The organism is Sulfitobacter sp. 1A15106 (assembly GCF_043556995.1).
In the GTDB taxonomy this organism is placed as follows: domain Bacteria; phylum Pseudomonadota; class Alphaproteobacteria; order Rhodobacterales; family Rhodobacteraceae; genus Sulfitobacter; species Sulfitobacter faviae.
Window position 1 is genome coordinate 426,683 of sequence record NZ_JBIFFM010000001.1, and the last position, 13,966, is coordinate 440,648.

The 13,966-nt window shown below is 65.1% G+C and carries 14 protein-coding genes; all 14 read right to left on the reverse strand.

Translation table 11 applies throughout. The annotated features are described in order from the left end of the window. Positions 1-8 precede the first annotated feature (8 nt). On the reverse strand, positions 9-1,685 hold the full coding sequence (locus ACGYKA_RS02055) for a formate--tetrahydrofolate ligase (protein ID WP_394411298.1): 1,677 nt from the start codon (positions 1,683-1,685) through the stop codon (positions 9-11). A gap of 111 nt (positions 1,686-1,796) precedes the next feature. Beyond that, on the reverse strand, positions 1,797-2,381 hold the full coding sequence (locus ACGYKA_RS02060; protein WP_394411301.1) for an MOSC domain-containing protein: 585 nt from the start codon (positions 2,379-2,381) through the stop codon (positions 1,797-1,799). Between the two features lie 40 nt (positions 2,382-2,421). Then, positions 2,422-3,075 (reverse strand): hypothetical protein, encoded by a 654-nt coding sequence (locus ACGYKA_RS02065; RefSeq protein ID WP_394411304.1) that lies wholly within the window; start codon positions 3,073-3,075, stop codon positions 2,422-2,424. 146 nt (positions 3,076-3,221) lie between these two features. Then, positions 3,222-5,138, reverse strand: a complete 1,917-nt coding sequence (ftsH, locus tag ACGYKA_RS02070; protein ID WP_067262909.1) for an ATP-dependent zinc metalloprotease FtsH — start codon at positions 5,136-5,138, stop codon at positions 3,222-3,224. Positions 5,139-5,239: 101 nt separating this feature from the next. After that, entirely contained in the window at positions 5,240-6,511 is a 1,272-nt protein-coding gene (gene tilS, locus ACGYKA_RS02075; RefSeq protein ID WP_271688053.1) for a tRNA lysidine(34) synthetase TilS, read from the reverse strand. A 6-nt stretch (positions 6,512-6,517) separates the two neighbouring features. Then, complete coding sequence (gene ybgF / locus ACGYKA_RS02080) at positions 6,518-7,396, reverse strand: tol-pal system protein YbgF (protein ID WP_394411765.1); 879 nt, start codon at positions 7,394-7,396, stop codon at positions 6,518-6,520. A gap of 73 nt (positions 7,397-7,469) precedes the next feature. Next, on the reverse strand, positions 7,470-7,994 hold the full coding sequence (gene pal / locus ACGYKA_RS02085; protein ID WP_067262930.1) for a peptidoglycan-associated lipoprotein Pal: 525 nt from the start codon (positions 7,992-7,994) through the stop codon (positions 7,470-7,472). A 98-nt stretch (positions 7,995-8,092) separates the two neighbouring features. Then, positions 8,093-9,436 carry a Tol-Pal system beta propeller repeat protein TolB gene (tolB, locus tag ACGYKA_RS02090; RefSeq protein WP_209273931.1) on the reverse strand — a complete coding sequence of 448 codons (1,344 nt, stop codon included), beginning with the start codon at positions 9,434-9,436 and terminating at the stop codon, positions 8,093-8,095. Position 9,437: 1 nt separating this feature from the next. Beyond that, positions 9,438-10,529 carry an energy transducer TonB gene (locus tag ACGYKA_RS02095; protein WP_394411307.1) on the reverse strand — a complete coding sequence of 364 codons (1,092 nt, stop codon included), beginning with the start codon at positions 10,527-10,529 and terminating at the stop codon, positions 9,438-9,440. Positions 10,530-10,589: 60 nt separating this feature from the next. Further along, positions 10,590-11,063 carry a protein TolR gene (gene tolR, locus ACGYKA_RS02100; RefSeq protein WP_394411309.1) on the reverse strand — a complete coding sequence of 158 codons (474 nt, stop codon included), beginning with the start codon at positions 11,061-11,063 and terminating at the stop codon, positions 10,590-10,592. A 3-nt stretch (positions 11,064-11,066) separates the two neighbouring features. Continuing rightward, positions 11,067-11,762, reverse strand: a complete 696-nt coding sequence (tolQ, locus tag ACGYKA_RS02105) for a protein TolQ (RefSeq protein ID WP_394411312.1) — start codon at positions 11,760-11,762, stop codon at positions 11,067-11,069. Positions 11,763-11,892: 130 nt separating this feature from the next. Then, the gene (locus tag ACGYKA_RS02110) at positions 11,893-12,291 is read right to left on the reverse strand and encodes a YbgC/FadM family acyl-CoA thioesterase (RefSeq protein ID WP_394411315.1); all 399 of its coding nucleotides are present in this window, start codon (positions 12,289-12,291) and stop codon (positions 11,893-11,895) included. Beyond that, positions 12,288-12,911 carry a hypothetical protein gene (locus ACGYKA_RS02115; protein ID WP_394411768.1) on the reverse strand — a complete coding sequence of 208 codons (624 nt, stop codon included), beginning with the start codon at positions 12,909-12,911 and terminating at the stop codon, positions 12,288-12,290. Before ACGYKA_RS02115 ends, ACGYKA_RS02110 begins: the two co-directional genes overlap by 4 nt. A 30-nt stretch (positions 12,912-12,941) precedes the next feature. Next, positions 12,942-13,961: a Holliday junction branch migration DNA helicase RuvB gene (gene ruvB / locus ACGYKA_RS02120; RefSeq protein WP_271693148.1), complete on the reverse strand. Its 1,020-nt coding sequence runs from the start codon at positions 13,959-13,961 to the stop codon at positions 12,942-12,944. Between the last annotated feature and the right edge of the window lie 5 nt (positions 13,962-13,966).

The following is a 13,966-nucleotide window of genomic DNA, read 5'->3' on the forward strand; positions in this document are numbered from 1 at the left end:
AACCCGCCTTAGAACAATCCCTCCACATCGCCATCGGCGTTGAGCTTGATTGCCTCGGCAGAAGGCACCCGCGGCAGGCCCGGCATGGTCATGATCTCACCGCAGATGACGACAACGAAGCCCGCCCCTGCCGAAAGGCGCACCTCGCGGATGGGGACGCTGAAACCCGTGGGCGCGCCGCGCAGGTCGGGATCGGTTGAGAAACTATACTGGGTCTTGGCCATGCAGACCGGAAGATTGCCATAACCCTGCGCCTCCCAATCCTTCAACTGGTTGCGCACCTTTTGGTCGGCCAGCACTTCGTCGGCACGGTAGACACGTTTGGTGATGGTCTCGATCTTTTCGAACAGCGGCATCTCGTCGGCATAGAGCGGGGCGAAATTCGCGTGATCGCCATCGGCGATCTCTGCCACGCGGGTGGCCAGATCCGCGGAGCCTTCCGAGCCCAGTTCCCAGTGGCGCGAGAGGATCGCCTCGGCCCCTTGGGCCGCGACATATTCTTTAACCGCCGCCACTTCGGCCTCGGTATCGGTGACGAAATGGTTGATCGCCACCACCACGGGCACGCCAAAGGATTTCACGTTTTCGATGTGGCGGCCAAGGTTAGCACAGCCCTGTTGCACGGCCTCGACATTCTCGGTCCCTAGGTCGGCTTTCGCCACGCCGCCGTTCATCTTCATCGCGCGCACCGTGGCGACGACGACCACCACAGAAGGCGCCAGCCCCGCCTTGCGGCATTTGATGTTCATGAATTTCTCGGCCCCGAGATCGGCGCCAAAGCCTGCCTCTGTCACCACATAATCTGCCAGTTTCAACGCCGTGGTCGTGGCGATGACCGAGTTGCAGCCGTGGGCGATATTGGCGAAGGGCCCGCCGTGGACGAAGGCTGGGTTGTTTTCCAACGTCTGCACGAGGTTCGGCTGCATCGCGTCTTTCAAAAGCACCGTCATGGCCCCATCCGCCTTGATGTCGCGGGCATAGACCGGACTACGGTCGCGGCGGTAGGCGACGATCATCGCGCCAAGGCGCTCTTGCAGATCGGTGAGGTTCTTGGCCAGACAGAGGATCGCCATGACCTCGGAGGCCACGGTGATGTCAAAGCCCGACTCGCGCGGGAAACCGTTGGGCACACCGCCCAAGGAGGCGGTGATCTGGCGCAGGGCGCGGTCATTCATGTCGACCACCCGGCGCCATGTGACACGGCGGGTGTCGATCTCCAACTCGTTGCCCCAGTAGATGTGGTTGTCGATCATCGCCGCCAGCAGGTTGTGGGCGCTTGTGATGGCGTGGAAATCGCCGGTGAAATGCAGGTTCATCTCTTCCATCGGCACCACTTGGGCATAGCCGCCGCCCGCGGCACCCCCCTTCATCCCGAAGTTCGGCCCGAGCGAGGCTTCGCGGATGCAGACCGCCGCCTTTTTGCCGATCCGGTTCAACCCGTCGCCGAGCCCGACGGTGGTGGTGGTCTTGCCCTCCCCTGCCGGGGTCGGGTTGATCGCGGTGACGAGGATCAGCTTGCCGTTCGCACGGTCCTGCACGGAATCGATGAAGGATTGGCTCACCTTCGCCTTGTCATGGCCATAGGGCAGCAGGTCGTCGCTTGAGATGCCCAGCTTCGCGCCGATTTCTTGAATAGGGCGTTTCGCCGCTTCGCGGGCGATTTGAATGTCGGTTTTGAAAGCCATGAGAATCCCCTGTTGCCGTTGGTGGCGATCTTTATTCTTTAGCCATAGCGCGACAAGCCCCCGACGGGGGGCCGTGTTTCCGACACTCAAAGTTCGCGAAACGGCGCGCGCTTAGCCCAGATGCGGCCAGACCGGCTGGTTCGGCACGAAAAGCCGCAGCGTGTCGCCCAAGCTCAACGGCCCCTCCCGCTCGACCCATGCGGTCACGCCGCGTTTGCCTTGGGCGGCGGCTTTGAAGGTTTTGCCATGGCCGGGGGCCTCCACCTCGATCTCGCGGGCCGGCAGGTTGCAGGGACCGTTTTCGATGTCCACGACCAAGGTGGTGCCATGCTCGTTTTGTAGCCGCGACCCCGGCGGGACGAGGGTGAAATCCGGGATCCCTTCAAGGATGATCGAAGCGCCCAGCAGGGTCGGGTCGAGCTTGGGAAGGTCGATGGCGGCGGCGATCTCGGCCATCTCTTCGGCGGAGAGGATGGAGAGTTGACGCGTGTTGCGTATCTCCGTCCCCTTGGCATGCAGGTTGCGCACACGCACGCAGGCCGGACGGGTCAACCCTGCGTGAAAATCCCCTTCGATGCCCGCATAGGTCGCAAAGGCCTGCTCAACCGCGACCGAGCGGATGTTTTCGCGGTCCTGAGGGACCATGCCCAGCCAAGTGATCCGGGCGGTATGGTCTGTCTTGCGCAGTTCGGGCATGGGGCGTCCTTTGGGCTGGTTTGGCAACGCCATCCTATGCCTATTGCCGGATCAGATGCACCTTGAAACCGCCCCCGCTCAATGAGGCTTTGGCAAGGGTGCCCGCCCTGTAGACAAGCGCCATCCCAAAGGATTTGAGATAAAAGGGAGAGACATAGCCCGGCCCCATGACGACCCGGTAGGAAATATCGCAGAACACCGAAGCCCCCTCCTCTCGGCTGCTCTGCGTCGCGATCTGCACCACGCGGCGGCCATCGTAGAGCGACAGCGGCGCGGGGCAGCTTTTGCCGGTGGCAAGGGCGGCGAAAAGCTCGGGCGGGAAGAGGACACCGGCAGGCACCGCTCCGGCCTCCGACATTTTCGTCATTTCCGAAGCCGGGGTGATCGCCACCGAGGTGACCTGCCCCGCGGTCCGGTCAATCGCGATATCGCGCGTCTCGCTCCCCCGGTTGGACCCGAGATAGCTGACCGCGGTGCCACGCGACTGGGTGGCCGCCTTGAAGCTGCCGTTCTTGATGCCGAAAGGCGCGTTGTCGAGCGACAGCAGGAAGGCCGCGTTCCGGCTTTGCCCGTTGAACTGCAAGGTCCCCAGCTGCCGCCCGCCTAAAGCGACAGCGTAGGTCTGCGGCTCGGCCCAGACCGGTCCGGCGGTGAAAGCGAGTAGAAGGGCGAGGGCAGAAAGGATGCGTCGCATAAGACCCGGCTTGTTCAAGAATTCCGTCCCTGTCTAACGCGATGGCGACTGTGAAGCGATAGTGGAATTCCCGCCCCCGACCGGAGGGAGTGCCGAAAACGAAAAGACCCCGCCGAAGCGGGGTCTTTCAAATGTCGTAGGTCGGATCAGACCGAAGGTTCAGGTTCCATCCCGCCATCCTTCGGCGGGGTTTTCTTGCCCTTCGCCTTGGGGATCGCGGTGACGCTCGGCGCGCTGCCGGTGTCGGAGTTGTCGTCGTCGGAATCCTCTGCTGGCGGCAGGCCGTCCATGACGCGTTTGATCTCATCGCCGGTCAGGGTCTCATATTCCAGCAGACCTTGGGCCAAACGCTCGAACTCCACCTCTTTCTCGGTGATGATCTTCATCGCGCGGTCATAGCCGTCTTGGATGAACTGCTGCACCTCTTTCTCGACCAACTCCTTGGTATTGGCTGAGACGGAGAAGCCCGCAGTGTTGCCCTGATAGCCCTGCGCGGCTTCGGAATAGTCGATGTTGCCGACCTTATCCGACATGCCCCATTGCAGCACCATCGCACGCGCCAGCGCCGAGGCTTGCTGGATGTCGCCCGCCGGACCGTTGGAGACCGAGTCGGGCCCGTATTTGTGGATTTCCGCCGCCTTGCCCGCCATGGCCATGGCCAGACGCTGGTGGCATTCGTCCTTGAACATGTTCAGCCGGTCGATCTCAGGCAGGCTCATCACCATGCCGAGCGCGCCGCCGCGCGGGATGATCGTAGCCTTGTAAACCGGGTCGCATTTGGGCAGCGTCATGCCCACCAACGCGTGACCGGCCTCGTGATAGGCGGTCATCTCTTTCTGCTCGGCGGTCATGACCATGGAGCGGCGCTCGGGCCCCATCATCACCTTGTCCTTGGCCTGTTCGAAATCGACCATAGTGACGAAACGGCGACCGACGCGGGCGGCCATCAGCGCGGCCTCGTTCACGAGGTTCGCCAGATCCGCACCCGAGAAGCCCGGCGTACCGCGCGCGATGATGCGCAGGTCGACGTCCGGCCCCAGCGGGGTCTTGCGGGCATGCACCGAGAGAATCTTCTCGCGGCCCTTGATGTCGGGGTTCGGCACGGTGACCTGACGGTCGAAACGGCCCGGACGCAGCAGCGCGGGGTCGAGCACGTCGCGACGGTTGGTCGCGGCGAGGATGATGACGCCCTCGTTGCTCTCGAAACCGTCCATCTCGACCAGAAGCTGGTTCAGGGTCTGCTCACGCTCATCGTTGCCGCCGCCATAGCCTGCGCCACGGTGACGGCCCACGGCGTCGATCTCGTCGATGAAGACAATACAGGGGGCGTTCTTCTTGGCCTGTTCGAACATGTCACGCACGCGGCTGGCACCGACACCCACGAACATCTCGACAAAGTCGGAGCCCGAAATGGTGAAGAAGGGCACGCCCGCCTCGCCCGCAATCGCACGGGCCAGCAGCGTCTTACCGGTGCCCGGAGGGCCCACCAGCAGCGCGCCTTTCGGGATCTTGCCGCCGAGGCGCGAGAACTTCTGCGGGTTGCGAAGGAATTCGACGATCTCTTCAAGCTCTTCCTTGGCCTCGTCGATGCCCGCGACATCGTCAAAGGTCACCCGGCCATGCTTTTCGGTCAGCATCTTGGCCTTGGATTTGCCAAAGCCCATGGCCCCGCCTTTGCCGCCGCCCTGCATGCGGTTCATGAAGTAAATCCACACGCCGATCAGCAGCGCGATAGGCAAAAGCGACATCAGGAAGGTCTGGAAACCGGACTGTTGCTGGGGGCGCGCTTTGACGGGGATGTCGTTGTCGATCAAAAGCTGGGTCAGCTCGGCATCGCCGGGTTTAATCGTCAGATAGTCGGCACCATCCGCTTGGCGGAATCGCACCTGCTCACCATCCAATGTCACATTTCGGACATCCCCATCCTGTACGGAGGTGACGAATTCGGAATAGCTGACTTCGTTGTTTTGCAGCGACCCGCTGGACCCGCTGAACAGGTTGAACAGCGCCAGCACAAGCAACATCAGGACAACCCAGAAGGCGAGGTTACGAACATTTCCCAAGGGAATTCTCCTAAATTCACATGGCCGCGGGCAAGTCCCGCAACCCAAGGGGCGCCCGTTCGGGCAACCACCATACTAAGATAGACATGATGCGCTCATGTTCAATGCGATAATGGCGCGGTTTTGTTCCATTCCGCGCCGCTTTCGCGCCGGACATGCCATTTCTGGTCCAGCCCGGCAAGGGGCGCGGCAAGCAGCCGCGGGCCCTGCCAGATGGCCGGGGTCGACAGCAAGGCAGCACGGGGTCGCCCAAGGCTGCGCCAATCGGGGCATTGGGCCAGCCCCTCTGGGCCAAGCGCGCGCAATTCGGCCTCGGGCGGCAGCCCTTCGGGGGGGATCGCACGCCAGCGTCCGTCCCAAAGCTGATCCGCAGGCACGCGCAGATCGCGCACCGCGTTATACTCGCGAAAGATCCAGATTTCACCGCGCCGGAGCAGTGCCTGACACCCCGCCAGCGTGGCCGCCTGCCCTTCCGCTAGCCCCGCGATCAAAGCGGCCACGGGGCCGCGGCGCGGGGGGTAAGCGCCGCCGTTGATCTGCCCGAGCGCGCAAAGCATCAGGCGGCGGCGGATCTCTTCCGGCTCGGCGAAAAAGGCATCGGCCTGCATCACCTGCGCGCCCGCCTCCATACGCAGGATATCGCCCGCGGCGCGGTCGGTTTGGGCGTCCAACGCCGCCCGGGCGGTGGCCATGTTGCGCGCGACCTCGGCCAAAGTCTCTACATCGATGCCAAGCGGCGCGAGGGCATCAAGGCTTTGGCGGGTTTTGATCCGGGCATAGCGCGGGTCATCATTGCTGGGGTCTTCGACCCAGTGCAGCCCCGCCCGCCGCAGATGATCGCGCAGGGCCGCGCGCCGGGCGAAAAGCAGCGGGCGCAGCCATGTGACACCAAATCTTTCGCTGCGCGGCGCCATGGCCGCAAGCCCATCGACCCCCGACCGGCGCGCCAAGCGCATCAGCACCGTCTCGGCTTGATCGTCCGCCGTATGGCCAAGGGCCACGACGGGAAGCCCGCGCCGCGCGGCCCAATCGGCCATCAGGCGATAGCGCGCCTCACGCGCGGCGTTTTGAAGATTCCCCTGCCCGTCCCAATCGCGCCAGTGCAGTGTTTCATGGGCCAACCCCAGTCGGGCGGCATGGCGCGCGACCATGGCGGCCTCTTCCGCCGCTTCCGGGCGCAGCCCATGGTCGACGGTCACGGTCTCGAGATGGCTGCCCTTCGCCGTCGCCAGCCCATGCAGGAGCGACAGCAGGGCCATGGAATCGCCCCCGCCCGAGACGGCGACGCCAAGGCGGGGCGGCAGCGCGCCGCCCAAGCCAGAAAGCAACCCCTCGGTCAGCCCTGCATCAGCCGTTGCGGCGGGTGCAGTCATCTGCGGTCAGGAACAACCCAGCGTCTGGCGCTGCGCCTCGGCTTGGCTGACCTGCGGGGCGTTCGGAAAGCGCACGGCGACTTCCGAAAGGGTCACGCAGGCTTCTTGGGTCTGTTCCAACACGCCAAGAGCGCGGCCCAGCTCGAAGAGCGACCGCGGGGCCACCGGCCCTTCGGGATCGGTGCTGAAGGCCGCAAGATAGGCGCGCGCCGCTTCGCGGTTGTCGCCCAGACCGGTCAGGGCTTCGCCCCGGCGCATCTCGGCCTCGGCGGCTAGCGGACCGCCGGGGTAGGTCGTATTGAAGGACGCAAAGAGATCGGCGGCGCTGCGAAAGTCACCTGATGCGAGCGCCTCCTGCGCCCGCTCGAAATCGGCCTTCTCGCTAACCGCCAGCTCTGCTTCGTTGATCGGGGTGATGATGCCGCCGGAAGCGCCCGCTTCGCCGTTGCCGGGGGTCACTTCGACCACCTCACGGCCTGCTTCCGGGGCGGGGGACGCTTCGGGGGCGGGGGCTGCCACGGCGGGCGCCTCCCCTCCGCCGAGGGTCGACGTCTCACCCAAAGCGCCCAGATCGCCGCCCTCAAGCTCGACCAAACGGTACTCCAGATCGCCGATCCGGTTGGTGCCATCGGCGACGATCCGGTTGATGCGGTTCTCCATCTCCTCGGTCTTGGAGGTGAGGCGCTGCAACTCGCTCTCCATGGTGCTGACCCGCTCCAACACCGAATTGCCGCCGGTCTCGACCGAGGCGCCGCCGGTGGTCGACAGTTCGCGGCGCAGCTTTTGCACCTCGACGTTGAGCACGGTCAGCTGCTGGCGAATATCCGCCAGCGTTTGATCGTTGTCCTGCGCCATAAGCGCGGCGGGGGCGGTCATCAGCCCCATCACGGCCACGAAGATATATCGCTTCAGCACATCGGCCTCCTTGGATTGGTCATTGCTTGGGCAGTTGCCGCGATCAGCTGGTCAGCGCGCCGCCAGCCAGCACGGTCACCGCGCGGCGGTTCTTGGCATAGCAAGCCTCGGCCGAGCAGATCTCGATCGGGCGTTCCTTGCCGTAGCTGATGGTCTTGAGCCGCGAGGCCGCGATCCCGCGCGAGATCATATATTCGCGCACCGCGTTGGCGCGGCGACCGCCAAGGGCGATGTTGTATTCGCGGGTGCCCTGCTCATCGGCATGGCCTTCGATCACGGCTTGGTAATCGGAATTGGCCTGAAGCCATGCGACCTGCCCGTCAAGCGTGGCGCGACCTTCGTCGGTCAGGGTGGATTGGTCCACAAGGAACAGCACCCGGTCGCCCACGGCCTGCTGGAAATAGGCGGTGGAGGTTGGGTCATTCGCGCTGCCCGGCACCACGCCGGCGTTGACCCCGGCCCCTGCATTTGCCCCGCCCATGCCATCGGCACCAAAGCGGTCAGGGTTGGTACAGGCCGACACGGCCAATGCGGAAATCAAAAGCGTGCTGGTCAGAATGCGTTTCATGGGGTCTGCCTTCTATGTGGTGGCGTTATCGTTGCTGGTATTAACACAGGCGCGGGATCATTGGAATTGCCCGCACCCGTGTGTGGCATGTGGAAACCTTAGTCTTGCAGCGGTGACCACGAGGGGTCAGAGCCGCCTTCGGGCGTGCGCACAGGCTTGAGGTTGCGCCCCGAAATATCGACGGAATAGAGCGAGGAGGACCCGCCCGCCCCTTGGGTCTCGCGCGCAAACATGATCACCCGCCCGTTGGGGGCCCAAGTCGGACCCTCATCGAGGAAGGAGGCGGTCAGCAGACGCTCTTCGGACCCATCGAGGCGCATCACACCGATGTGGAAGCGGCCCTTGTTCTGCTTGGTAAAGGCCACCAAATCCCCGCGCGGCGACCAGACGGGCGTGCCGTAGCGCCCCTCGCCAAAGGAAATCCGCGTCGCCTCGCCCCCGGTGGCGGGCATGACGTAAAGCTGCGGGCTGCCGGAACGGTCACTCTCAAAGACAATCCGGCTGCCATCGGGCGAAAAGCTCGGCGCCGTCTCGATCGCAGGCGTGTTCGTCAGGCGCACCGACTGGCCGCTGTTGATGTCCATCGAATAGATGTCCGTGTTGCCGCCTTGGCTCAACGAATAGACCACCGTCTGACCGCTGGGCGAGAACCGCGGCGCGAAGGCCATGGAGCCTTCGGCGCTTTGCAGCGCGCGGCGTTGGACGGTGCCGATATCCAAGACATAGATGCGCGGGAAGCCACTTTCATAGCTGGTGTAGAGCACACGGTCCCCGCTGGGCGAAAAACGCGGCGCCAGCACGATGGAGCCGGATTCGGTGAGGTATTTCAGGTTCGCCCCGTCATAGTCCATCACGGCCAGACGTTTCTGGCGGTTGTCCTTCGGCCCGGTCTCAGAAACGAAAACCACGCGGCTGTCGAAATAGCCGCCCTCGCCGGTGATCCGGCTGTAAACCGCATCGGCCACCTTATGCGCCATGCGGCGCCAGCCGTCGACGGTGCCGCTGAATTGCAGACCGCCCTGCCCGCTGGCATCCAGCAGTTCCTCGCCCGAGAAAACGTCATAGACGCGGAACTTCACGTTCACACTGTTGCCGGTGACATTGACAGCCCCGGTGATCAGCGCCTGCGCGTTGATCGCCTTCCAATCGGCGTATTCGACCGGCGCGTTGAAGTCGCTCACGGTGGAAATATAGGCGCTGGCCGGAATCTCGCGGAAGAGGCCAGTGCCGGTCAGATCGTCCGAGACGACGCGGGCGATGTCGACGGCCAGTTGGCCAGCCTCACCGCTTTCGGGCTGAAAGCTGGGGACGGCAAAGGGCAAGGGTTCGATGGTCGGGTCGTCAATCACGATGCGCAACGGCTCGGCGCGCGCGGTGTCCGGGGCCGCCGCGAAGACGGTCGCGGCCCCCAGTGCCAGAAGTCCCAGAAGTCTCGTCAGCATGTTATCGGCTCCTCATTGGGTCGAATGTCATCTCGATGTCTTGCCACTGGCTGTATTTCTCCTGTGGCAGGTCGTAGCCGCGGCTGCCGCAGCGGATGATTGCACGTTTGGCCGCCTCGAAGGCCTGCCTTGCTGCGGCATCGCCACCGCCCGAGGCGCTGAGCATCCGGATCGACCCGATTACCGGCGTGCCGTCCTGATTCATCTGCAGCCCCACGATCACCGTGGTCCGTGCCGCTTCGGTCGACAGCGCGCCGATGTTCCAGCAGGCCGAAACCGCGACGCGCAGGCTCTCGCGCTCGCTAGCATTCAGCGGCGGGCCGCTCGGCACCGGGGCCTCGGCCTCCGGCTGGCCGAGGACTTCGCTCAGCGCATCGGCGATGGCGTCTTCGGTCGTGTCCTGCGTGGGTGCCTCGGCGGGCGCCGGTGTCGGTTCGGGGGCGGCTTCCTCCTCGGGTTCCTCCGGGGCCTCGGCCACCTCGACGGGCGGCGGCGGGGCCGGACGGCCACCGGGCGGACGGGCCGAGGCCGCCGGGGCCTGATCGGCCTCGGTCACGATTTCGGTCGTGCTGTCCTCGGGCGTCTGCGCCTCTTGCGGCTCTTCTTCGACGACGACTTCCGGCTCGGCCTCGGGTTCGGGCGCGACGGCGGGCCGTTCATCAAGGTCGGGGCGCGCTTCGGGCTCGGGCGGGGCCACGGGCTCGGGCGCCACGCGCGGGGCCTCGCGGGGGCGGGCCTCGGGGGCGATCTCGGGCACCAGCACGGCGGTGTCGCCGATGGGTTCGTTGAGTTCGGGCGCGCTGTCGTCCACTTCGGTCTGCGGCGGCAGTTCCAGCTCGGTCACCTCGGGCGGCGTGTCCTCGGGCGGGGTTTCGGTCTGCACCGGCTCGGGCTGTACGATCTCGGCATCCGGCTCGGCGGTGACCTCGGGCGCCTCCTCGCTCGGCGCGGGCAATGCGGGCTGGGCCACCTCGGTGGTCGAAGCGGGCGGCTGCTGGGCCGCGACGAGCGCGTCATATTCCGCCGCCGAGATCACCGAGACCTCGGTCATCTCAACCGGGTCCGGCTCGGAGGTGAAAATGTTCCCGAACAAAAGCCAGCCGATAAGACCCAGATGCCCGGCACCTGATATGTAATGCCCGGTATGCACCGCTCAGCCACCCGACGTGTCGCTGCCGTCCATCGCCGGGCCGCCGATGTCGGTCACCAGACCGATGTTGGAAAATCCGCCCGCGTTGAGCGCGCCCATGACCTCCATGACCTGCGCATAGGGCACCGCGCCATCGGCGCGCAGGAACACCCGGTCGCTGGCGCGCTCTGCCGCGATGGCGCGCAGCTTGGTCACCAGCTGGTCGCGTGGCGTGTCGGTGGTCTGGATCTGCACCGCGCCTTGGGCGGTGACGGTGACGGTCAGCGGCTCTTCCTGCTCGGCTGGCAGGGCCGTGGCGGCGGTCTTGGGCAGTTCCACCGGCACGCCGACGGTCAAAAGCGGGGCCGCGACCATGAAGATGATCAGCAGCACCAGCATCACGTCCACGAAGGGCGTGACGTTGATCTCGGCCATCGGCTGGGCGCGGCCGCGCCGCCGCCCGTTGCCGCCTTGCTTTTTCATGACACCCGCACCCATGGCTCAGCTGTCCAACTGGCGACTAAGGATGGTCGCGAATTCGTCCGAGAAGGCCTCGTAGGTGCCCAAGATCCGGTCACTGTCGGCGCTCAGCTTGTTGTAGAAAACCACCGCCGGGATCGCGGCCAGAAGGCCGATGCCGGTCGCCAGAAGCGCCTCGGCGATGCCCGGGGCCACGACGGCGAGGTTGGTGTTCTGCTGGGCCGCGATCTCGATGAAGGAGTTCATGATGCCGAAGACGGTGCCGAAGAGGCCAACGAAGGGCGCGGTGGAGCCCACGGTCGCCAGTACCGGCAAGCCCTTCTGCAGGCGCTCCGCCTCCTTGGCGATGGCCACGTCCATCGACCGGTCGATGCGTGCGGTGGCACCGGGGATCAGCGCACCGTCCTCGCGGTGCGAGCGGCGCCATTCCGACATGCCGGCGGCGAAGATCTTCTCCGAGGGGCCGTCGGGGTCCGGTCCGATGTTGTCGAAAAGCCCGTCCAGCGGCTCACCCGACCAGAAGGCCTGATCGAACTGCGCCGCCTCGGCGCGGGCGCGGCGGTATTGGATGGTTTTCTGAATGATGATCGACCACGACCAGAAAGAGGCCCCGATCAGCATGATCATTACAAGTTTAACCGTGACCGTCGCCTTCGCGAACAGACCCCACAGGGAGAAATCGATCCCCTGTGCCAATGCCAGCGTCTCTGCTTCCATTTAACTATGCTCTTTTACTGCCGCCCCTTCGGGGCATTCTGCCTCTGGGTTCTATCTCTGGGCCCTGTTTTCCGGCCTCAATTTGGAGCAAAGCTAACGGACTGCAACCTAGATTGCCAGAATTATGGTATCACCGCGCCGGATCGCCCTCCGACAGGCGGAGTTTCGCTGGCAGCCGCGTGGGTTTTCCGCCCGTCGTCATGCAAACGGCGGTAACTTTGGCGCGAAAGATGACCTTGCCGTCGCGCAGCACATTTTGGTCGAACACCCACCGCACCGGCCCTTCGGCCTGATGGGTGGTCTGCACCTCCAGCCGGTCGCCAAAGCGCGCAGCGCCGAGGTAATCCGCCTCCACCCGCGTTACGACAAAGACCAGCCCCTCGTCGCGCATGGCGCGTTGATCAAGACCGATCTGTTCGACGATATCCGACCGCGCCCGTTCGATATAGCGCAGGTAGTTGGCGTAATAGACAACGCCTGCCATATCGGTGTCTTCATAGAAGATGCGGACCGGGAAGCTATGGCTCATGACGCCACCTGCACCCGTGCGGCAAGGCGCAGCGCAAGGCTCGCATCATTGGCGGCGGGGGGCATCACCGGGTCATAGGCGGCGCGGATCACATCCGCCACCTCAGGGCGCAGGACCAGCGCGTCATTGGCCATCGCCAGCGGGGATTGTTCCTGAAAGGCATCCTCGGACCACAAGAGGATGACCTGCACCGCTTGGCTCAGCGCCAGCACCTGCGCAGTCATGTCTTGCAGGCTCTCGTCCATGCGCAGGAAGACGAAAGCCGCCTTGATCGCGCCGGTCTCGTCAAATCGGAAGAAGCGGTATTGGTTCGCCCCCGCCGCCTGCAACCGCTCGACCTGTGCCGCGAGGTCAGGCACCAATCCATCCATCCCCGGCACGTCGAGCAGTTCCGCCCAATCGGCGAAGAAGAACATCATCAGGTTGCTGCCCAACTCGGGGTCGGTTTCGGCCATGTCGTGACCGGCAAGCTTGGCCACCGCTTCGAGCGCGCCTTTCACCACCGGCAGCGCCTCTTCCTCGATCCCAAAGGCCACGGGGGCGATGGGGCGGCCCCAGCGGGCAAAGGCGAACTGCCCGTCGCGGCGGGTGAAAAGGGTCTCGATCTGCTCTGCGGTCATCGTCATCTGGTCTACCTTCGCTCCGAAACGTCAGCCGAAAAGGTCGCTCTGCCCTCGGGGCGCGGCAAGCCCGAGATGGCTCCACGCCTTGGCGGCCAACATCCTGCCGCGCGGGGTACGCTGGATCAGGCCTTGCTGCAACAGGAACGGCTCAATGACCTCCTCCAGCGCATCGCGGCTTTCCGAAAGCGCGGCGGAAAGCGTCTCGATCCCCACCGGGCCGCCCTGATAGTTCTCGGCCATCAGGCGCAGGTAGCGCCGGTCGGCCCCGTCGAGGCCGAGGTGATCGACCCCGAGCCGCGTCAGCGCCATATCGGCCAACTCGCGCGTCACGCGGCCATCGCCTTCGACCACGGCGAAATCCACCACCCGGCGCAACAGCCGCCCGGCGATGCGCGGCGTGCCGCGGGCGCGTTTGGCGATCTCGCGCGCGCCGCCCTCGTCCGCCGGGGCACCGAGCTTGCGGGCGTTGCGGTCGACGATGATGTAAAGCTCGTCCTCGGTGTAGAATTGCAGCCGCGTCGGGATGCCGAACCGGTCGCGCAGCGGCGTGGTCAGAAGCCCCATGCGGGTGGTCGCGCCCACGAGCGTGAAGGGTTGCAACTCGATCCGCACGGTGCGCGCGGCGGGGCCTTCGCCGATCACCAGATCAAGCTCGAAATCCTCCATCGCCGGGTAGAGCACCTCTTCAACGGAAGCGTTCAGCCGGTGGATCTCGTCGATAAACAGCACGTCGCGCGCCTCGAGATTGGTGAGGATCGCCGCGAGGTCACCGGCCTTGGCCAGCACCGGGCCGGAGGTCATGCGAAAGCCCACGCCGAGCTCGCGCGCCATGATCTGCGCCAGTGTCGTCTTGCCCAAGCCCGGCGGCCCGTGAAACAGCGTGTGATCCATCGCCTCGCCGCGCTGGCGGGCCGACTGGATGAAGACCGACAGGTTCGCCCGCGCCTCCGCCTGCCCAACGAATTCGCTGAGCATTTGCGGCCGCAGCGCGCGGTCGGTGTCTTCGGGCAGCGGGTCGGGCCGCACGGTGGGGTCGATGTCGGTCATAGGGC